At 56.5% G+C, this 19,027-nt stretch carries 22 protein-coding genes; all 22 read left to right on the top strand.

The features are described 5' to 3' along the window. Positions 1 to 22: 22 nt before the first annotated feature. The 22 genes from ACK28C_RS12555 (at position 23) to ACK28C_RS12450 (ending at position 19,019) form a co-directional block, all read left to right on the top strand. On the top strand, positions 23 to 1,171 hold the full coding sequence (locus ACK28C_RS12555; protein WP_015556505.1) for a double-cubane-cluster-containing anaerobic reductase: 1,149 nt from the start codon (positions 23 to 25) through the stop codon (positions 1,169 to 1,171). 112 nt (positions 1,172 to 1,283) lie between these two features. Continuing rightward, positions 1,284 to 2,102: a methionine ABC transporter ATP-binding protein gene (locus tag ACK28C_RS12550; protein ID WP_208873079.1), complete on the top strand. Its 819-nt coding sequence runs from the start codon at positions 1,284 to 1,286 to the stop codon at positions 2,100 to 2,102. After that, positions 2,032 to 2,790, top strand: coding sequence for a methionine ABC transporter permease (locus ACK28C_RS12545; protein WP_409152275.1), 759 nt, complete (start codon positions 2,032 to 2,034; stop codon positions 2,788 to 2,790). Before ACK28C_RS12550 ends, ACK28C_RS12545 begins: the two co-directional genes overlap by 71 nt. 26 nt (positions 2,791 to 2,816) lie before the next feature. Further along, complete coding sequence (locus ACK28C_RS12540; protein WP_243440602.1) at positions 2,817 to 3,650, top strand: MetQ/NlpA family ABC transporter substrate-binding protein; 834 nt, start codon at positions 2,817 to 2,819, stop codon at positions 3,648 to 3,650. Further along, a complete protein-coding gene (locus ACK28C_RS12535; protein WP_208873077.1) occupies positions 3,650 to 4,429 on the top strand; it encodes a DUF169 domain-containing protein in 780 nt (259 codons plus the stop codon). Before ACK28C_RS12540 ends, ACK28C_RS12535 begins: the two co-directional genes overlap by 1 nt. An 884-nt stretch (positions 4,430 to 5,313) precedes the next feature. Then, complete coding sequence (locus tag ACK28C_RS12530; protein WP_015556500.1) at positions 5,314 to 5,715, top strand: DUF4418 family protein; 402 nt, start codon at positions 5,314 to 5,316, stop codon at positions 5,713 to 5,715. Positions 5,716 to 5,724: 9 nt separating this feature from the next. Beyond that, entirely contained in the window at positions 5,725 to 6,960 is a 1,236-nt protein-coding gene (locus ACK28C_RS12525; protein ID WP_015556499.1) for an ABC transporter permease, read from the top strand. 13 nt (positions 6,961 to 6,973) lie between these two features. After that, positions 6,974 to 7,702 carry an ABC transporter ATP-binding protein gene (locus tag ACK28C_RS12520; protein WP_015556498.1) on the top strand — a complete coding sequence of 243 codons (729 nt, stop codon included), beginning with the start codon at positions 6,974 to 6,976 and terminating at the stop codon, positions 7,700 to 7,702. 528 nt (positions 7,703 to 8,230) lie between these two features. Continuing rightward, positions 8,231 to 9,064 (top strand): transporter substrate-binding domain-containing protein, encoded by an 834-nt coding sequence (locus ACK28C_RS12515; protein ID WP_015556497.1) that lies wholly within the window; start codon positions 8,231 to 8,233, stop codon positions 9,062 to 9,064. Between the two features lie 73 nt (positions 9,065 to 9,137). Beyond that, a complete protein-coding gene (locus ACK28C_RS12510) occupies positions 9,138 to 9,956 on the top strand; it encodes a transporter substrate-binding domain-containing protein (RefSeq protein ID WP_015556496.1) in 819 nt (272 codons plus the stop codon). 19 nt (positions 9,957 to 9,975) lie between these two features. Further along, positions 9,976 to 10,854, top strand: coding sequence for a transporter substrate-binding domain-containing protein (locus tag ACK28C_RS12505; RefSeq protein WP_409152274.1), 879 nt, complete (start codon positions 9,976 to 9,978; stop codon positions 10,852 to 10,854). A 97-nt stretch (positions 10,855 to 10,951) separates the two neighbouring features. Further along, positions 10,952 to 11,632, top strand: a complete 681-nt coding sequence (locus ACK28C_RS12500) for an amino acid ABC transporter permease (protein WP_015556494.1) — start codon at positions 10,952 to 10,954, stop codon at positions 11,630 to 11,632. Next, the gene (locus ACK28C_RS12495) at positions 11,632 to 12,381 is read left to right on the top strand and encodes an amino acid ABC transporter ATP-binding protein (protein WP_409152273.1); all 750 of its coding nucleotides are present in this window, start codon (positions 11,632 to 11,634) and stop codon (positions 12,379 to 12,381) included. Before ACK28C_RS12500 ends, ACK28C_RS12495 begins: the two co-directional genes overlap by 1 nt. Positions 12,382 to 12,495: 114 nt before the next feature. After that, positions 12,496 to 12,714, top strand: coding sequence for a hypothetical protein (locus tag ACK28C_RS12490; RefSeq protein ID WP_409152272.1), 219 nt, complete (start codon positions 12,496 to 12,498; stop codon positions 12,712 to 12,714). A gap of 64 nt (positions 12,715 to 12,778) precedes the next feature. Then, on the top strand, positions 12,779 to 13,519 hold the full coding sequence (locus ACK28C_RS12485; RefSeq protein WP_015556493.1) for an amino acid ABC transporter ATP-binding protein: 741 nt from the start codon (positions 12,779 to 12,781) through the stop codon (positions 13,517 to 13,519). Between the two features lie 2 nt (positions 13,520 to 13,521). After that, complete coding sequence (locus ACK28C_RS12480; RefSeq protein ID WP_208873075.1) at positions 13,522 to 14,298, top strand: transporter substrate-binding domain-containing protein; 777 nt, start codon at positions 13,522 to 13,524, stop codon at positions 14,296 to 14,298. A gap of 22 nt (positions 14,299 to 14,320) precedes the next feature. Next, a complete protein-coding gene (locus ACK28C_RS12475; protein ID WP_015556492.1) occupies positions 14,321 to 14,983 on the top strand; it encodes an amino acid ABC transporter permease in 663 nt (220 codons plus the stop codon). A 192-nt stretch (positions 14,984 to 15,175) separates the two neighbouring features. Beyond that, complete coding sequence (locus ACK28C_RS12470) at positions 15,176 to 15,550, top strand: ATP-binding cassette domain-containing protein (protein WP_409152660.1); 375 nt, start codon at positions 15,176 to 15,178, stop codon at positions 15,548 to 15,550. Positions 15,551 to 15,635: 85 nt separating this feature from the next. Next, a complete protein-coding gene (locus ACK28C_RS12465; RefSeq protein ID WP_409152271.1) occupies positions 15,636 to 15,995 on the top strand; it encodes a carboxymuconolactone decarboxylase family protein in 360 nt (119 codons plus the stop codon). Positions 15,996 to 16,094: 99 nt separating this feature from the next. Beyond that, entirely contained in the window at positions 16,095 to 16,850 is a 756-nt protein-coding gene (locus ACK28C_RS12460) for an acyl-CoA dehydratase activase (protein ID WP_015556491.1), read from the top strand. Further along, positions 16,847 to 17,710, top strand: a complete 864-nt coding sequence (locus ACK28C_RS12455; protein ID WP_015556490.1) for a 2-hydroxyacyl-CoA dehydratase family protein — start codon at positions 16,847 to 16,849, stop codon at positions 17,708 to 17,710. The genes ACK28C_RS12460 and ACK28C_RS12455 overlap by 4 nt, the downstream gene beginning before the upstream one ends. 31 nt (positions 17,711 to 17,741) lie before the next feature. After that, positions 17,742 to 19,019 (top strand): double-cubane-cluster-containing anaerobic reductase, encoded by a 1,278-nt coding sequence (locus tag ACK28C_RS12450; RefSeq protein WP_015556489.1) that lies wholly within the window; start codon positions 17,742 to 17,744, stop codon positions 19,017 to 19,019. Positions 19,020 to 19,027: the final 8 nt, after the last annotated feature.

Raw genomic sequence — 19,027 nt, 5'->3', positions numbered from 1 at the left:
TGTTCAAGGGGGGACACAGCACATGCTTTCGCTGCCAAAAAACTTTGAGAGCTATGATGAGAAGCGAAGGAACGCCTTTCTGGCTCTCTACGACGTAAAGAAGAAGGGGAAGAAGGTCGTCGGGACCTTCTGTTCCTACACCCCGACCGAGTTGATCCACGCTGCGGGGGCCATCCCCGTCGGCCTCTGCGGCAACAGCGAGCAGGGCATCCTGGAGGCCGAGACGCGGCTGCCCAAGACCCTGTGCCCCTTGATCAAGTCCAGCTACGGGCTGGCCATGACCGATCAGTGCCCGTTCTTCTACTTCTCCGACGGGGTGCTTGCAGAGACGACCTGCGACGGCAAGAAGAAGATGTACGAGCTCCTGGGCGAGATCAAGCCGGTGCACGTCATGAAGCTGCCTCAGGGCAAGGATCAGGCCCTCGCCGTAGAATCCTGGACGGAGGAGGTTCGCCTCGCGGCAGGGTTTCTGGAGGACCTCTTAAACGTTGAAATCACCGAGGAAAAGCTCCACGACGCCATCGTCTACCGCAATCGCGTGCGGAGGGCGCTGATAGAGCTTTACGAGGTCGCCAAGGCCAAGCCGTCCCCCGTATCGGGGTATGAGCTGACCACGGTTTCCGAGTCCGCCGACTTTCACTTTACGGACGACAGCCTGATAGAGAAACTTGCGGAAAAGACGAGGGAGTTCAGGCACCGCGTCCGCGAGACGACGCCGGATCGTCCGAGGGTCCTCCTTACGGGCTGCCCCAACACGGGGCTGCGCGAGAAGCTGATCCACAGGATGGAGGACATGGGGGCCGACTACGTCTGCTCCGATCATTGTGCCGGGCCAAGGACGCTCCGATTCGTGGTGGACGAGGACAAGGACCCTTACGAGGCGCTGGCCGAGCGGTATTTGAAGATCAACTGCTCCGTCATGACGCCCAACGGGGGACGGTTCGACGACCTCAAGCACCTGGTTTCGGAGTACAAGGTCGATGGAGTGGTCGAGGCGGTCCTGCAGGGGTGCCACACCTTCGCCGTGGAAGCTTGGAACACGAAGAAGACGGTCTACGAGGAGCTGGGGCTTCCCTACCTCCGAATCGACACCGACTTCTCCCAGTCGGATCGGGGGCAGATCGAAACCCGCCTTGGCGCCTTCATCGAGATGATGCGCATGGCGACGTGAGATGTGTCGGTGCGGCCAGCTGAAGATCGCAAGAAAGCGCGGTCGCACCAATACTCCAGTGGTTTTGCATGTTTTTTAATCATCGGCGGCTCGTTTTTGAGGAGAAATGCAAATGATAACGTTCGAGAATGTCTGCAAATCTTATGATGGCGTTGACGTCTTGAATAACCTCAATCTGAAAATAGCAGACAACGAGGCTTTTGGAATCATCGGCCCAAGCGGCGTCGGAAAGTCCACGATCCTCAACTGCCTGAACGGATTGGAAAAGTACCAGAGAGGCAGCGTTGTGGTGGATGGCGTCCGCGTCGAGACTCTTTCTGATGCTGAACTTCGCAGGTTTCGGAAGAACGTGGGGCTGATTTTCCAAAATTTTTCTCTGATCGGACGAAAGGATGTTTTTCATAACATTTCTTTTCCCATGGAGTGCTGGGGGTGTTCAAAGACCGAAATTAAGGATCGGGTGGAAGAGCTCGCTGAAGTAACGGGGATGCAGGAAAAACTGAAAAGTAGACCGGCAGAATTAAGCGGCGGGCAGAAACAGCGGGTAGCGATTGCACGGGCGCTTGCCTTGAATCCCAGGTATCTGCTTTGCGATGAATGCACAAGCGCGCTTGATCCCAGGTCGACCGCCTCCGTGCTTGAACTGCTCGAGAGTCTGCGGGAGAAATATAAAATTACGATTATAATTGTGACGCACGAAATGGCAGTGGTACGCAGGTTTTGCGAACGTGTGGGAATAATTGACGGTGGGAAAGCCTCGCTTGTAGGAAATGTGGCAGAAGTTTTTCGTGAAGTGCCGCAACAACTGAGGGCTGTCCTCGGTGACGAGGAGGGCAAAGTATCGTTCACCATAGATATTCATGATTTTGAGAGTTGTCGAAAATTCCTTGATGATCGGGGAATCAGGTACGGGATTGCGGAGGAATATTGATTTAATGGAAGCGTTCACTCGTGCTTTTCAGAATTCAAATCTGATGCGCTATTTGCCAACGGCGATCATTCCCGCGATCGGGGAAACGTTGGTAATGGTGACGATCTCTTTTGTGCTCTCGGTTATTTTCGGTGTTATGTTCGGCATTATCCTCGTAATGACCGACAAAAGCGGGCTGTCTCCGCATCCGGCGTTCCATGCCATATTGGAAAGGATTACAGATATTACCCGTTCGTTCCCGATGATGATTTTGATCGTTGCGATTGCACCTGTCACCCGCTTTTTTATCGGAACAAGAATTGGCGTGAAAGCCGCGATATTTGCTATAACGCTCGGAAGTACGCCCTTTGCCGTCAGATTGACAGAGAATGCGCTGAACACCGTTGATCCCCAGCTTATACGTATGGCACAGTCCATAGGGGCCACGAAATTGCAGATTGTCTTTAAGGTCATGCTTGTCGAGGCCCTGCCGACTCTCATCTCCAACTTTACGATTATGGCGATCAACATACTCAACACGTCGGCAATGGCGGGAGCCGTGGGTGCAGGTGGGTTAGGGGCTGTTGCCCTGACATACGGCTATCAAAGATTTGACTACCTGATCATGTATTTTATCGTAATTATTTTGATATTGCTTGTGCTGGTGATTCAAACAATTGGAAGCAGGCTGTATGAATATACAAAATAGCGTCTGCTGAATAACGGAAGGAGAACATGATGAAAAAGAAAGTGATGGCATCATTGATGGCGCTCGCAGTGGTGGTAGGGCTGACGGCTGAATGTGCCTCGTCTGAGGCGGTAAAACCTGGGGAGGGAACGACGGTAACGATCGCAGGTACTGCCGTTTCCCAGGTGTTCTATGAGGCATTTAAGGATTTGTATGAAAGCCTTGGTTATAAAACAAAGTTTATTCTGTTTGACTCCAATCCGGTGTGCCTTGAAGCATGTGCCACTGGCGAGACGATGGTTTCCATCGGACAACAGCTGAAATTTGTGCACAGTTACAACACAAACAACGGCACGAATCTTGAAATGGTAAAGCCGTACGGCATGTACACCGGAATTGGGCTCTACTCCGAGAAATACGATTCGGTCGATAAAATTCCTGACGGAGCGCAGATAGCGGTTATGAACGACGCTACAAACGAGGATGTTTCGCTGAAAGTCCTTCAGGAGGCCGGGCTCATTAAGCTGGCAGGCGATGTCGAGTTTGCGACGGTTGCGGACATCGTCGAAAATCCGAAAAATCTTGAATTCGTGGAAATGGAACAGGCTCAGACGGTGACTGCCCTTGAAGATATGGCAGGAGCATGCTGTTGGTTTACACATATGTCTGCTGCTGGAAAAAATCCTTCCGTCTATCTTGTCCGCGACAATGTCATGATCAATTACCCCATGGGCATCACTGTAAACCGCACCGACGTGGAATCCGACTGGGCTGTGAATATGGCTGAATGTCTGCGCAATGCGGATGTGCAGGCGAAAATTAATGAGGCATTTCCAAACGTCTTCGAGTTCTACACTGACGATGCTCAGGTCAAGCAATAATGTCAACCGATTGGAGAGAGTGGGCAGACAAATTGTACTGCGCGCTTGAACTCTCGAGAAGAGCCGTAGGCGTCAGTCTACTGAACGACGTGTCAGAATATGAAGCGGTAGATGCGAAGCCCTTGCTGCGTCCAATCAACTATTGCCAGATGGTTGCTGCGGCAACAAAAGGGAAACACATTAAGGCGAGGTCTGAGGATTTCAGTTGCAGGAGCGGCCCCAGAGTCATGGGGATTGACCCTTCGGACCCCAAAAATGCGCACGGAGAGAACTGGGCAAGGTTGAAACTGTATGACTCGGAAAAAGTGGCCGCAGATGTGAGGAAGGGGCTGACTTATTCAAAAGAGCCCAAATACGGGTTGTTCTTGGCGCCAATCGAGGATATGGATAAGCGTCCCGATGTCGTTCTGATTGTAGCCAATCCATATAATTGCATGAGGATCATTCAGGGCTATGCTTATCATCATGGCATGCCCGCTTCCATTAACATGATCGGCAATCAGGCGGTCTGTTTGGAATGCACGGCCCGGCCCTACGTTACACGTGATATTAACATATCGTTGCTTTGTATCGGCACAAGACATCGCGCAGGCTGGGGGAATGACGAGATGGCCGTAGGGGTTCCGCAAGAACAGTTTGCCGATGTGGTTGACGGCATCGTTCAGACAATCAATCAAATGGAAAGCGATGCGAACAAGGAGATGATCAAAAAAAAGTTTAGAGACAAAAACATCCCGATTTCTATTCGTTTTCATTATAATTATTATATGGATTGTTGATGCCTGTGACACAGAGCCCGTACAAACTACGGAGATCGTTTTACGGATTTCTAAATTGTAAGCCAAACGTAACAGCCCAAATCCACGGGCAAAGTTTTTAACGTGCGTCGGAAACCGGTTTTGCACGTTCGCCGCTGCACTTGGCGGACGCAAAAGGGGAATTGTCTCAATCTATGCAACAACGCATTTTATCCTTCATAAAGGCCATCGCAACCTGTGGATTTGGGCTTTCTTTATGATCTTGACACTCCATTGTTATTTATGTTAAAGTTGCTTTGGATTGAATTTTAGGCCCTAAGATGGGCTGCCTTCGGAGAGGAGGGGCTTCATGCGTTACACTGTGACGTGATTCGCAGCCGACGATGCAGGGGATGCATTGTGCTGCTGCGAGGAGTGCGCATGGATGGATCCGACCTCTCTTTTTAGAGGCGATTTCTGTGGTCGTTCCCGCTGGGGTTTTGGCTCCTTCTGAGTACGAGGTCCGCAGGGTTGTTTTGTTGTAGAGGCGTTCTTCCTTCCAAATACTCTTTCCTCTTCTCGCGCCATTATTTTGCTCTACGCCGGCAGAACACATTTTTTTGTTTGTCCCATTGCATCGAGGCGGACGCCGAAGACGCGGTGGTCGCTGTCTGTGTTGTGCGTCCTGATGACCCGTATGGCTCCTTCTGCGCAGGTGATGGTAGAAACTGCATGTTCCGTACAGGCGTAAGAACGGCTGGAGCGTGGACGGCGCATCGGACGAGGTGGTCTTGATAGACAACTCCGCGGTCCTTCTGCAGGACAAGTCTCCCCCACGAGGAAGATTTTTGGCGGAGTCTGGGGCCCGTTGCTATTTATAGTGTGGGCCAACCCTGAAACACAGGTTTGATTGAGAGGAAACCATCATGAAAAAAGGAAACGTGTTTGCCGCCGTCATCGTTGTGATTGGAATTCTTATCGCGGTCCTGCCCACTTGGGGGCCCGCAGCGGTATGCCCTCTGCCGGATGGCGGGCGCTGGATGAAGTGCCATTGGATGGGAATGGCTGAGTTGGGGGTTGGAGCCCTCGCCGCCCTGCTGGGTGTCCTCATGTTCCTGCAGAAGGATAAGGGCGTCCGCAGGGGGCTGTCCCAGGCTCTGGCTGGCCTTTCCCTGCTTGCGGCAGCTCTGCCGGGCGGCTTGATCGGAGGCTGCAAGAACCTGCAGATGCCGTGCCAGGCCGTCTCCATCCCCGTCCTGTACGCGCTGTCCGCCGGACTGCTGCTGTTTGCGCTTCTGTCTCTTCACGCAGCCCGCGAAAAGGAATAAGAGAGGGCTATGGTAGACAAAATTGCGGAGGAGCGCACGCGGAAGCCTCTTACTCGCTTTCGTCTTGCGTATCTCAACGTCGCTCACAGCGCCTCCCGAACGAAGAGCCTGGTGTTTCTCGTTACCCTGCTCTCGTTCGCCATCTTTACGGGGGGATATCTGAGCCTGTCGCTGGGGAGAGGAATGTCCAGCCTGGCGGATCGCCTTGGCGCTGACATCCTCGTGATCCCCTCCGGGACCGAAGGGCAGGTCCAGGGAACGATCCTCAAAGGAAATCCCAGCAAATTCTACATGCCCTTTTCCATTCTGAACGACGTGACGGCGACCCCGGGGGTCGCCGCCGCGTCGCCGCAGCTCTTCCTTGCTACGCTCTCGGCTGGATGCTGCAACTTTGCCATCCAACTCATCGGTTTTGACCCGGAGACGGATTTCAACATACGCCCCTGGGTGACCCGGCAGCTTCAGGGCACCTTGGAATCCTGCGACATCGTCGTGGGTGCCAACATCGTCGCCCAGGAGGGGGAGACGCTGATGTTCTTCGGGGAGACCTTTCGGGTGGCCGCGCGCCTTGAGCGAACGGGGATGGGGTTCGACAGCTCCGCCTTTGTCACCGTGGAATCGGCGCGGCACCTGATGGGGAATGAGAGGTTCCGGCTGAATTACCCCGAGGTGAACGATCCGACGACGATATCGAGCGTCATGGTGCGCGTTGACGAAAAATCCGACGTTGCAGACGTGGCCCGGGAGCTGTGCCGTCGCCTTAAGGGCAGTGGTGTGACAGCCATAAGCTCCATGGACGTCGTCCGAGGTGTGACTGAGAAATTCAAATCGATGCGCGTCCATGCCCTGTTGCTCTCGGTCATCCTCTGGGGCGTCTCCTTTGCGGTGCTGAAGCTGATCTTCACGGTACTGATGAACGAGCGCAAAAGCGAATTCGCGCTCCTGCGGATCATGGGCGCTCCTCGGGGCTACCTTCGCGGCCTGGTCCTGACTGAGGCGTTTCTCGTCAGCCTCTCCGGGGCCGTCCTGGGAACGGCATTGAGCGCTTTCTTATGCGTTGTGTTCAACCGGGTGCTGACCGTTTCCTTGGGCATGCCGTTTCTCAACCCCTCCCCGGGGCAGTTTTTTCTACTTGCGATCGGTAGTCTTCTGTTGGCATTGTTCACGGGCCCGATGGCCGGATGGAGCTTCGCACAACGACTGAACCGGAAAGAAACGCTGACGCTCCTGAGAGCAGACCGATAGGATGGGATCGACGATGACATCTTCAAACAAACTGCTGGAGACGAGGGGGCTGACGAAGCGCTTTCCTCGCGGGGTGGGGGATTTCTGTGCCGTTGACCACGTCGACTTTACCCTTTGCGAGGGGGATTTTGGGCATATCGTAGGGCGGTCCGGCAGTGGAAAATCGACCCTCGTGAATCTGCTGTCCGGTCTTCTGGCACCTTTTTCCGGGGAGACCTTTTTTGATGGCCTTCCGCTTCCCTACGGGGACGACGCCGCAATGGCGCACCTGCGGAACGAGCAGATCGGCTACGTTCCGCAGGACGCCCATCTCCTTCCACACCTTTCCGTGTGGGACAACGTTCGCCTCCCCCTCTACCTGGACGGGGGCTTGCCAAATAAGGAGGGCGTTGATGGTGGGGAGCGGCACGCCTTGGAGTTGCTTGACCGGATGGGGATTGCCGCACGAAGAGATGCGTTTCCGTGGGAGCTCTCCGGCGGGGAGGCCCGCCGTGCAATGCTGGCGCGGGCGCTTTTAAAAGGTCCCAGGCTCCTCATCGCGGATGAGCCCACTGCAGACTTGGATGTCCTGACGTCCCACGAGGTCATGGAGGAGATCCGCCGCGTCCACTCCGAAGGGATGACTGTCCTTATGATCACGCACGAACTGGAACTCCTGAACTACGGGACAAAAATCTGGACGATGGAGGACGGCCGCCTTACGGAGGGGCAAAACCTCGTCGTCCCGAAGGGCGCGGACTAGAGAGATGAGGCGGGGCGGCCGGGATGCCCGGGGTGATGGTCAAGCCAGTCCGTGTCGGTAACGAGCATGGAAGGCGCGTCCAATCGTACTGCATAGAGTACCTTATACAAAACATATTTTAATCCCCTGCCATTTCTATGCAAGAAGGGTTTGCTTGACATTGTCTTACAGGTAGGGTATAAATGGCTTGTCGATGAACCGTTGATTCCAGATTCTGAGATAGGGAAGGAGGGGACTTGAATGCGACGCTACGGATGCACCTGAGGAGCTTTTCGGGATGCACGGGATGCATACCGTGGTGGAATTCCTTTTCAGGGGGAATCGTTCGCCCGAGTCTCGCTCTCCGCGGACTGACGAGCCTATTTTGCGCGCAGTCCTTTTTGGATTGGGGGAGGCCGCATGGGCGGCCTCCTCTTTTTTGAGAATCCCCATTATCTTTTCCCTCGACTCACCATGGTTGCTCCCTTTTCGTATGCTGTTTGTCAAAAAGTGCAAGGATTATCGAGTCGTAAAAGAGGGAAGACGAAGATGAAAAAAGCTTTGCTTTCGGCGCTGATCTTGGGATTGGGCTTTGTCGTCTGTACTGCTGCGGTGGCTGCCGCTGCGGAAAAGGACGCGGAGCGGGTCATCCGGGTTGCCACGCCCGGAACCTACGCCCCTTTCACCATGTATGATGAGTTGACGCAGGAATGGTCTGGCTTTGAGATTGAGCTCTGGCGTTTGATTGGCGAGAAGGCCGGCTATGAAATTGAATTTGTCAGGCTTGATCTTCCCGCAACTTTCGCTGAACTGGACCTCAACCGCGTCGATACCGTGGCAAAACAGATCAGCATCACCCCGGCTCGCCAGCAGAAATATAATTTCACGCAGCCGTTTTTCTTCAGTCCTTATTACATTATCGTGGCGGAAGACAATAATGAAATCAAATCCTGGAAGGACATGGAGGGTAGGAGCATCGCCTTGGCCGAGGGCAGCGCCATGAACGAGTTTATAGCGGCGCTGGATCCGGAGAACAAGGTTAAGAAATCTGTCTATGAGTCCGACAAACTTGTTTTTCAGGAGGTATCCGTAGGCCGTGTAGACGCTTATCCTGGCCCTTATGTCGAGCTTCTTGACGTGTTGAAGAGAAATTCCAGTTTGAAGCTCAAGGCCGTCGATATGGAAAACCCGATCTACGTCGAGGTCAACGCTTACCCCTTTGCCCGCACCGATCGGGGCCGTGCGCTCCTGAAGCTGACGGACGGCATCCTGACGCAGATGATCGAGGATGGCAGCTACGCCGAGCTCTGCGAAAAGTGGTTCGGCATGAACGTCATGGACAGCAGGTATGCGAAGGAATATCGAGAAAAACAGGGGAAGTGACGCCGATAGGATGACGGGGACGGCAGTATGGATTGCTTCGTATTTTCGCTTTTCACGAGGAGAGGAAAACGTAATGAAAAGATTTTGGGGTTGGGGACTGATTTTGGCGTGGGCTTTTATTGCTTGTGTTTCTCGGGAAGGGATTGCCTCCGAGGATAAGGTCATCCGGGTTGCCACGCCGGGAAACTATGCTCCTTTCACCATGTATGATGAAGCGACGCAGGAATGGTCCGGATTTGAGATCGACATGTGGCGTACGATAGGCGAAAAAGCCGGCTATGAGGTTCAATGGGTGCGGCTTGATTTGCCGGCGAACTTTGCCGAGATGGACCTGGGTCGTGTGGATACCGTGGCGAAACAGATCAGTATTACACCTTCTCGCCAGCAGAAATACGATTTCACACAGCCCTATTTTTTCAGCCCCTACTGCCTGACGGTGAGGGAGGATAATAACGAGGTCAAGTCGTGGAAGGATATGGAGGGTAAATCCATCGCTTTACGTGAAGGTGGTTCAGAGCTTGAGTTTGTTGCAGTGTTGGACCCTGAAAATAAAGTGGAAAAATCTATTTATGAATCTAACATGTTACAGGATGTCTCTCTGGGGCGTGTGACGGCTACACCCTATCCTTTCCTCACACTTCCTTGGGTTTTGAAGAAGAACCCTGAATTGAAACTTAAAGCTGTTGACCTCGAGAATCCTATTTTTACCGAGGTCAACGCGTATCCCTTCGCCCGCACCGACCGGGGCCGTGCGCTCCTGAAGCTGACGGACGACATCCTGACGCAGATGATCGAGGACGGCAGCTACGCCAAACTCTGCGAGAAGTGGTTCGGGACCAACGTCATGGACAGCAAGTATGCTAAGGAGTATCGAGAAAAACAGGGGAAGTGACGCCGATAGGGCGATGGGGATGGCAGTATGGATTGTTACGTATTTTCGCTTTTCACGAGGAGAGGAAAACGTAATGAAAAGATTTTGGGGTTGGGGACTGATTTTGGCGTGGGTTTTTATTGCTTGTATTTCTCGGGAAGGGATTGCCTCCGAGGATAAGGTCATCCGGGTTGCCACGCCCGGAACCTACGCTCCTTTCACCATGTATGATGAAGCGACGCAGGAATGGTCCGGATTTGAGATCGACATGTGGCGTACGATAGGCGAAAAAGCCGGTTATGAGGTTCAATGGGTGCGGCTCGACAATCCGGCGACCTTTGCGGAGCTGGACCTGGGTCGTGTGGATACCGTAGCGAAGCAGATCAGCATCACCCCGGTCCGCCAGCAGAAATACGATTTCACGCGCCCTTTCTTTTTCAGCCCTTATTGTTTGACGGTGGCGGCGGACAACGAGGCGATAAAGTCCTGGAAAGATATGGAGGGTAAGACCATCGGGTTGTCTGAGGGTAGCGCCATGAACGAGTTTATCGCAGCCATGGATCCGGAAAATAAGGTGAAAAAGTCCGTCTATGGATCGGGTAGCAGCATTTTGCATGAGGTCGCTATGGGGCACGTGGATGCCTGCCCCTATGCCTTTCTTGTGCTTCCTTATCGTTTGAAGAAAAACCCTGAGTTGAAGCTCAAGTCCGTCGATATTGAAAACCCGATCTACGTCGAGGTCAACGTCTATCCCTTCGCCCGCACCGACCGGGGCCGGGAGCTCCTGAAGCTGACGGACGGCGTCCTGACGCAGATGATCGAGGACGGCAGCTACGCCAAACTCTGCGAGAAGTGGTTCGGGACCAACGTCATGGAGAGCAAATACGCGAAGGAGTATCGGGAAAAACAGGGGAAGTGACGCCAACGTTTAAAAGCGAGGATAACGCGGCGGGCTTCCTTCGCTGGATTGCCCGCCGCCCTTCGAGTCTCGATAGTCAAAGAGAGGGAGAGAGCCCATGATTTTTCAATTTGACTACTTCTTAAAGATGTTCTCCATCATATTTCTGGGCTTCAAAAACACGGTTTCCATGGCGTTCCTTTCGCTCTTTTTCGCCGTGCTGATCGGGTTTGTCCTTGCGGCGTCCCGATATTACAACATCCCCGTGTTGAAGCAGTTCTCCGTCGTGTTCACCTCCTTTTTCCGCAGCACCCCCTTTATCGCTCAGCTCTTCGTCTTTTACTACGGGTTCGCGCAGGTATCCGCAACCGTCAGGGGGCTCTCCAGCTTCTGGGCCGTGGTGATCGTCCTCTCCCTCAGCTTTGCTGCCTACATGGGCGAGAACATCAGGGGGGCCATCAGTTCGGTGGACAGGGGGCAGTTCGAGGCGGGCATCTCCATCGGCATGACCCCGTGGCAAACCATCCGCCGCATCGTGATCCCTCAGGCGGCCCGCGTGGCTCTCCCCGGCATGGTCAATTCCTTCGCCAACCTTTTCAAGTCCACGTCCCTCGCCTTTACGGTCGGCGTCATGGACATGACCTCCTGCGCCAAGAACGAGGTCAACCTGACGTACCGTTATCTCGAGGGGTTCGTCGCCCTGCTCATCGTGTACTGGGTCATCCTCGCCCTCGTCTCCTACGGGCAATCCCTCCTGGAGCGCTATTTGAACCGACCCTACGTCCAGGAGGCCAGGTGATGGAGCAAAAGACCGTTCTGACCGTCTCCGGGCTCGTTAAAAGGTTCGGCGTCCTGGAGGTCCTCAAGGGGATCGACCTGACCGCTCAGCGCGGCGAGGTGGTCTCGATCATCGGCCCCTCCGGGACCGGCAAGTCCACGCTCCTGCGCTGCATCAACTTCCTGGAAAAGCCCACCTGCGGCAGCATCGCGATCGGCGACGTCGCGGTGCGGGAGCCGGGGGGCAGCCGCAGGGACATCGCCCAGCTGCGCAGCCGGACCGCCATGGTGTTCCAGAGCTACAACCTGTTCCGCAACAAGACGGCGCTGCAGAACGTCATGGAACCCATGACGCAGGTGCAGGGCGTTCCTGAGGCTGAGGCGCAGGAAGAAGCGCTGCGCATCCTGCAGGTCGTCGGGCTGGAGGACAAGAGGGATTCCTATCCGGCCCACCTGTCCGGGGGGCAGCAGCAGCGCGTCGGCATCGGCCGGGCCATGGCGGTGAAGCCGGAGGTCATGTTGTTCGATGAGCCGACGTCGTCCCTGGACCCGGAGCTGCTGGGCGAGGTGCTGGAGCTCATCCGTTCTCTGGCGGCCCGGCACACGACGACGATGTTGATCGTGACCCACGAGATGCGCTTCGCCAGGGAGGTTTCCGACCGCATCCTGTTCATGGACGAGGGCCGCATCCTGCAGCAGGGAAGCCCGGAGGATATCTTCGGCAGCGGCAATCCGCGCGTTCAGAAGTTCATCAACCGCATGGACACATGAGCCGGGACGGATGTTTCTTATGGAATCGCGCACGTTGAACATCGAGTGCGACGTGCAGTTTATCGAAAACGGGAGGTTGTTGTTGTGCAGAACGTGCAAAACGCTGTGGAGAGGTTGAACGAGCTGAAGAAGGGTTTTGGGGCCTTTGCGAAGATCAGCCCCGACGTGATCGGCGCCTTCGGGCAAATGCGTGGAGCCTGCTGCCGCGAGGGCGGCGCGCTGGACCTCGCCCCGGTGTATTTAAGTGACGAAGTTGTCCCTGACAAGGTGGGAGAGAAGAGGGAATTGGGGCCCTGCGCAGGTGGTTTGCCGTTCCAAGTGCCTTCCTTTTAGGGACACGGGCCGTTTGTAACGATGCGGCGTGGCATTTATTTAAGGATGAGATGATGGAGAGCGCATGATCGAGATTCGCGGCGTCAAAAAATCGTTCGGTTCCCTTGACGTGCTCAGGGGGATCGACTTGGATATCGACAGGGGCGAAGTCGTCTCTATCATAGGCCCATCGGGAACGGGCAAATCCACCTTTTTGAGGTGCCTGAACTATCTTGAGGAGCCCGAGGCAGGAACGGTCATTTTTGGTGACGGCAAGGTCTTTGACTTTTCCCGGTTTGAAAACAAGCTCATTTGCGAGCTCCGGTCTCATAGCTCCATGGTCTTTCAGAATTTTTCCCTGTTCGCCAATTTGACGGCAGGAGAGAACATCGCACTGCACCTCCAGAAGGTGAAAAAGTGGAAATACGACAAGGTTACGGAGCGGGTCACGGAACTTCTGCGGATGATGGGACTGGAGGACAAGGCGGACAGTTACCCGCGCCAGCTGTCCGGTGGGCAACAGCAGCGCATTGCAATAGCCCGTGCGATGGCGATAGAGCCGGAGATTATGCTGTTCGACGAGCCGACGTCGTCCCTGGATCCGGAGCTCGTCAAGTACGTCCTTGGGGTTATCCGACGTCTTGCAGATTGTAGACAAACCATGCTCATCGTGACGCATGAGATGAAGTTCGCGCAGGAGGTGTCGGACAGGGTGATCTTCATGGATGGAGGGAGGGTTTTGGAAGCGGGCAGTCCTGATGACATTTTTGAACGACCGAAACATGACAGGATCAAGGAATTTTTGGACTTGGTGAGAGAGGGTTGAAGATGATGAGAAAAATTGTGCTGTGCGTATCCGTTGCAGTGATCCTTTTGGCGTCGTGCGCCTATGGAGCTGAGCCTGAAAAAAAGGTCCTGAGGGTCGGCATGGACGGTTCTACTTCTGGGTTCTCAATGTTGAACGACAAAGGGGAGTTGGAAGGGTTTGAGGTGGACGTCTGGAAGGAGATCGCCAAACGCAACGACTGTGAGGTCAAATTTGAACAGATGCCCTTTTCGAGTCTGCTGGGAATGATCTCGGATGGGCGTGTGAATACGGTGGCCAACACCCTGAATCCCACAGATAAGCGGAGGGAGACTTATAACTTCAGCGATCCATATCTTTATGATGAGCTGAATTTGATTTCGGCTCCTTCGGTCCAGGCAAAAACCTTCAAAGATCTTGATGGAATGAGTGTCGGGGTGGTCATCAGTTCTACGGACGATGCGTTCGTCGATCTCATCGAGAAGGAAAACAGTATCAAAGTGAAACGGGTTTATTTTGACGACACGGCGACTCAGGACGTCGTCTCAGGGAAGGTTGACGCCTGCGTCCAGTCTCAGACGATCGCTCTTGAAATCATTCAGCGTTTGGGGGCTGACAAGGTGAAGGTGCTTCTGGGAAGCGGGATTTATCTCGAGAGCGCGTACCCCTTTGCCAAGACGCCTGAGGGTGACGCTCTGCGGGAGATGACCAACAGAACGCTCGGTGCCATGAGGGAGGACGGGGCGCTAAGGGCGATCTCCGAAAAGTGGTTTGACTTCGACTTTACCGTGAAGCATTAGGGTTGGATGCTGGGGCCTGTTTATGGATCTGAATTTCGTCGGTCAGGTTTTTCTGAAAATGCTGCCGGCCTTGCCGAGGACGCTTTCAGTCACGGTTCTTCCTTTTATCGCGGCTCTCTTCCTGGGGTTAATGGTGACGCTGCCGATCGTCTATAAAATCCCGGTTTTGAAGCCGTTATGCAAGGTCTACGTCTCTTTTTTTCGCGGGACGCCTTTTATCGGGCAGCTCTTCATGATCTACTTCGGCTTGCCGAGAATGTTTGCATGTCTGTCGGCCATGGATAAGATCGAGGGTTTTGTGTTGACGATGGCGCTTAACTCCAGCGCCTATTTGAGTGAAATCATCCGCGGGGCGTTTTTAGCCGTGGATCGCGGGCAGATAGAGGCGGCGAAGTCGATCAACCTGAGCCGAATGCAGACTCTGCGGCTGATCGTGATCCCCCAGGCGATCCCCGTGGCCGTGCCGGGTATAGTCAACGTTCTGATCGACGCCATAAAAGGGTCCTCGCTGGCCTTCACCATTGGCATCCTGGACATTACAGCCGTCGCCAAGATACAGGCCGGCATCACCTTTCGGTACTTTGAGGCCTATATGGCTATGGTCATGATGTACTGGTTCATCGTCCTGGTGTTGGAGCAGATGCAGAAGCGTTATGAACAGCGGATCAAACTCACTTCTGCCTAAGCATGAGGTCCCCCGCTTCTCCTCGCAAAATATAAAATAGATTCGGAGGTCCTAGGTGTTCTCGACTGCAAAGAATGCGCCGCGCTATCCCAGACTTTGTTTTTATCTGGATCATATCCGCGACAACGCGGCTCGTGTGACTGATGTATGCCGTTCCACCGGGATTTTCTGTCTATGCAGTGAAAAGGGACGCTGCGCATCCTGCGGGTCGTCGGGCTGGAGGACAAGAGGGATTCCTATCCGGCCCACCTGTCCGGAGGGCAGCAGCAGCGCGTCGGCATCGGCCGGGCCATGGCGGTGAAGCCGGAGGTCATGTTGTTCGATGAGCCCACGTCGTCCCTGGACCCGGAGCTGCTGGGCGAGGTGCTGGAGCTCATCCGTTCTCTGGCGGCCCGGCACACGACGACGATGCTGATCGTGACCCACGAGATGCGCTTCGCCAGGGAGGTCTCCGACCGCATCCTGTTCATGGACGAGGGCCACATCCTGCAACAGGGAAGCCCGGAGGATATCTTCGGCAGCGGCAACCCGCGCGTTCAGAAGTTCATCAACCGCATGGACACATGAGCCGGGACGGATGTTTCTTAACGGAATCGCGCACGTTGAACGTCGAGTGCGACGTGCAGTTTATCGAAAACGGGAGGTTGTTGTTGTGCAGAACGTGCAAAACGCTGTGGAGAGGTTGAACGAGCTGAAGAAGGGTTTTGGGGCCTTTGCGAAGATCAGCCCCGACGTGATCGGCGCCTTCGGGCAAATGCGTGGAGCCTGCTGCCGCGAGGGCGGCGTGCTGGACCTCAAGACGATAGAGCTGATCAGCGTGGCGGTGGCCGTGTCCCGAAAGTGCGAGCCCTGCATCCTCTCTCATCTTGAGGTGTGCGTGGACCTGGGCATTACCCGCGAGGAACTGGCGGCGGCCCTCAACGCCACGGTGCTGCTGTGCGGCGGCCCCGGCTACGCCTACTCCGCCTTCACCCTGCAGGCCTTCGAGCAGATGCTTGAAGCAAAGAAATGACCGCTTGGGATGGGCCGTCCGTGTTCTGCTTCCCCGGCCCAAGGGTTTGAGCCGCAGGGACGGCAGGGAGTATGACCTGGGGGCAGGGGGGTGCATCACATGCTCTACGCAGGCATCGACATCGGCTCCACGGCCAGCAAGGCCGTGGTGATGAATGACGGCAAGGACGAGATTCTGGCCCGCAAGCTCATGCCCAGCGGGTGGAACGGCCGGGAGACGGCGGAGGCGCTTCTGGCCTGGCTGCTCTCCCTGGGCTGCCGGAGGGAGGACCTCCGCATCACGGCCACCGGCTACGGGCGCGTCTCCGTCCCCTACGCCGACGACACGTTGACGGAGATCACCTGCCACGGTCGAGGAGCCTGTTTCCTCGGCGGCGAGGACCTCACCGTCATCGACATCGGCGGTCAGGACACCAAGGTGATCCTCGTTCGAGGCGGCCGCGTCGCGGACTTCATCATGAACGACAAGTGTTCCGCCGGGACGGGCAAGTTTCTGGAGATCATGGCCAACCGCATGGGGGTCACCCTGCCGGAGCTGTTCGAGCTGGCGGAGCGCGGACGGGAGATCACGATCTCCTCCATGTGTACGGTCTTCGCCGAGTCCGAGATCGTGAGCCTGATGGGGCTGGGCACGCCGCGGGAGGATATCGCCTGCGGCGCCGTGGGCTCCGTCGTGGCCAAGGTGGCGGTGCAGGTGGCGCGAAAGGCCGCAGACGACGCCTACTTCCTCACCGGAGGGTTTTGCGACAGCGCCATGATGCTGCGCAAGCTGTCTCAGGCCCTGCACGCGCCGGTGCGAACGACCTCGGACGCCCGGTTCGCGGGCGCCATCGGCGCCGCCCTGCTGGGCAAATGAACCTGTTTGAAAGTCTGGAGGAGCAGCGGCGCGAGGCCTACGTCCGCGCCGTGCTGCGGGCCTCCGGGACGGACGACGTCGTGGGCTTCATCGGAAGCCGCGTCCCGCTGGAACTCCTCAACGCGCTGGGCCTCATGGTCCTCCCCGTGTACGGCGTGGACGGGGAGATCCTGAAGTATTCCAGGGAAAAGGGCCTGTGTCCCGTCATCGACGCCACCCTGACCTACGCCAGGACGGACCGGTGTCCGCTGATCCACAGCTCCCGTCTGATCGTCGTGGACGACGGCTGTCCGATCATGGCCCGCGAGGTGTCGCGGCTGCCGGGCAAGGAGGTCCACGTCTACCGCACGGAGGACCCCATGCGGCTGGAGCATTTGATGGAGAAGCTGGAGCGCGTCTACGGGCGCGGCCTCGACGACGGCGCGCTGGACGCCGCGACGGCGGACTCCCGACGCCTGACCGAGTTGCTCTTCAACCTGAAGTACCATTCCGGCCTGGACGGACGGAGCGTCTACGTCCTGGAGTACTACCTGAATTTCCTGTCCGTACCGGAGCGGTTCGAGGTCCTTCGGCAGGCGTCGGGGGCGGCGGAGTTCTCGGCGGCGCCGGTGGACTTTCTGCCGGTTCGGGTTCAGAGCGGGGCAGGGATCTACCGTCAACTGGATCGGCAGCTGAGCGGGAGCCTCTACCGCATCCTGGAGGGAGAGGGCTGCCAGGGCTGTGTCCAGGAGGTTGTGACTGGAGAAGGGAGGGATTTTCTGCGGGCCAAATACGACCGTAAACGGAAGTCTGTCGCGGTTTACGACTACGTCTACCCGAATTGCCCCTTTGGCACGGGGACGGAGATCGGGTACGACTGACCGAAGGGTCAAAAAAACAGGGGGGATAGCTATGGCCGATTACAGAGCGATGTGGGAAGGCCTGGGCATGGACGTGAAGACGCACGACCTGCTGTGCGAGGCGCTGCCTCAGGCGTTTGGCGACGTCTATCTGTCGCAGGAGAACAGGCCGGAGGGCATGGATTATTTCAACATGGTCGTGGCGGAAATCCACGGCATCCGTCCGATGGAGCTGGTCGAGCATCATAAGAAGGGAGGCAGGGTCGTCGGGTCCTTCTGCATCCACGTTCCGGACGAGGTGGTGGTGGCCGCGGGCGCCATCGCCACGGGGCTGTGCAGCGGCTCCCAGTTCTGGGTGCCGGGCGGCGAGAAAAAGCTCCCCACCGCGACCTGCCCGCTCATCAAGGCCTCACTCGGCGCACGCTTCGACCGCACCTGTCCCTTCTTCCGCCTCGCGGACCTGTTCGTCGGGGAGACGACCTGCGACGGGAAGAAGAAGGCCTGGGAGATCCTGGCCGAGGACGCGCCCATGTACATCATGGACATCCCGCAGATGAAGCGCGAGAGGGACTACGCACATTGGAGGGACGATATCCGCGGCTACATCCGCAGGCTGGAGGAGCTGACGGGCAACGGGGTCACGGAGGGCAGCCTGCACGACGCCATCGTGCTGCTGAACGGAAAGCGCCGCGCCCTCCAGAGGCTTTCGGACTTCCGCAAGCTGGATGCCGTGCCCATCAGCGGCAAGGACGTCCTCTTGATCACGCAGATCGCCTTCTACGACGACCCCGGGCGGTTCACGTCGATGGTGAACAAGCTCTGCGACGAGTTGGACCAGCGGGCCCGCGAGGGCGTGTCCGTGTTCCCGAAGGGCGCGAAGCGCATCCTGCTCACGGGGACGCCGCTCTCCATCCCCAACTGGAAGCTGCACCACCTCGTCGAGAGCCTCGGCGGGGCCGTCGTGTGCGAGGAGATGTGCACCGGCATCCGCTACTACGAACGGTGCGTGGACGAGGACGGCAGGACCCTGGACGAGATGGTGGACCGCCTGACGGAGCGCTACCTGGGCGGCATCCACTGCGCCTGCTTCACCCCGAACTCGGAGCGCGTCGACGACATCCTGCGCCTGGCCCGCGAGTACCGCGCGGACGGTGTCATCGACGTCAACTTGAAGTTCTGCAACATCTACGACACCGAGGGGTACTTCGTGGAGCGGGCCCTGAAGGATGCGGGGATTCCCGTGCTGGGCGTCGAGACCGACTACACGGACCAGGACGCCGAACAGCTCAAGACCCGCATCGGGGCGTTCCTAGAGATGCTGGGCGCCTGACGGTCGGC

The organism is Fretibacterium fastidiosum, from assembly GCF_964642095.1.
In the GTDB taxonomy this organism is placed as follows: domain Bacteria; phylum Synergistota; class Synergistia; order Synergistales; family Aminobacteriaceae; genus Fretibacterium; species Fretibacterium fastidiosum.
This window is presented reverse-complemented; position numbering and strand designations above follow the sequence as displayed.

What these genes read in the sequence shown, in the direction of transcription:
- ACK28C_RS12555 (WP_015556505.1), top strand. Translation starts at nt 23, where the DNA reads ATGCTTTCGCTGCCAAAAAACTTTGAGAGCTATGATGAGAAGCGAAGG.
- ACK28C_RS12550 (WP_208873079.1), top strand. Translation starts at nt 1,284, where the DNA reads ATGATAACGTTCGAGAATGTCTGCAAATCTTATGATGGCGTTGACGTC.
- ACK28C_RS12545 (WP_409152275.1), top strand. Translation starts at nt 2,032, where the DNA reads ATGATTTTGAGAGTTGTCGAAAATTCCTTGATGATCGGGGAATCAGGT.
- ACK28C_RS12540 (WP_243440602.1), top strand. Translation starts at nt 2,817, where the DNA reads ATGATGAAAAAGAAAGTGATGGCATCATTGATGGCGCTCGCAGTGGTG.
- ACK28C_RS12535 (WP_208873077.1), top strand. Translation starts at nt 3,650, where the DNA reads ATGTCAACCGATTGGAGAGAGTGGGCAGACAAATTGTACTGCGCGCTT.
- ACK28C_RS12530 (WP_015556500.1), top strand. Translation starts at nt 5,314, where the DNA reads ATGAAAAAAGGAAACGTGTTTGCCGCCGTCATCGTTGTGATTGGAATT.
- ACK28C_RS12525 (WP_015556499.1), top strand. Translation starts at nt 5,725, where the DNA reads ATGGTAGACAAAATTGCGGAGGAGCGCACGCGGAAGCCTCTTACTCGC.
- ACK28C_RS12520 (WP_015556498.1), top strand. Translation starts at nt 6,974, where the DNA reads ATGACATCTTCAAACAAACTGCTGGAGACGAGGGGGCTGACGAAGCGC.
- ACK28C_RS12515 (WP_015556497.1), top strand. Translation starts at nt 8,231, where the DNA reads ATGAAAAAAGCTTTGCTTTCGGCGCTGATCTTGGGATTGGGCTTTGTC.
- ACK28C_RS12510 (WP_015556496.1), top strand. Translation starts at nt 9,138, where the DNA reads ATGAAAAGATTTTGGGGTTGGGGACTGATTTTGGCGTGGGCTTTTATT.
- ACK28C_RS12505 (WP_409152274.1), top strand. Translation starts at nt 9,976, where the DNA reads ATGGCAGTATGGATTGTTACGTATTTTCGCTTTTCACGAGGAGAGGAA.
- ACK28C_RS12500 (WP_015556494.1), top strand. Translation starts at nt 10,952, where the DNA reads ATGATTTTTCAATTTGACTACTTCTTAAAGATGTTCTCCATCATATTT.
- ACK28C_RS12495 (WP_409152273.1), top strand. Translation starts at nt 11,632, where the DNA reads ATGGAGCAAAAGACCGTTCTGACCGTCTCCGGGCTCGTTAAAAGGTTC.
- ACK28C_RS12485 (WP_015556493.1), top strand. Translation starts at nt 12,779, where the DNA reads ATGATCGAGATTCGCGGCGTCAAAAAATCGTTCGGTTCCCTTGACGTG.
- ACK28C_RS12480 (WP_208873075.1), top strand. Translation starts at nt 13,522, where the DNA reads ATGATGAGAAAAATTGTGCTGTGCGTATCCGTTGCAGTGATCCTTTTG.
- ACK28C_RS12475 (WP_015556492.1), top strand. Translation starts at nt 14,321, where the DNA reads ATGGATCTGAATTTCGTCGGTCAGGTTTTTCTGAAAATGCTGCCGGCC.
- ACK28C_RS12460 (WP_015556491.1), top strand. Translation starts at nt 16,095, where the DNA reads ATGCTCTACGCAGGCATCGACATCGGCTCCACGGCCAGCAAGGCCGTG.
- ACK28C_RS12455 (WP_015556490.1), top strand. Translation starts at nt 16,847, where the DNA reads ATGAACCTGTTTGAAAGTCTGGAGGAGCAGCGGCGCGAGGCCTACGTC.
- ACK28C_RS12450 (WP_015556489.1), top strand. Translation starts at nt 17,742, where the DNA reads ATGGCCGATTACAGAGCGATGTGGGAAGGCCTGGGCATGGACGTGAAG.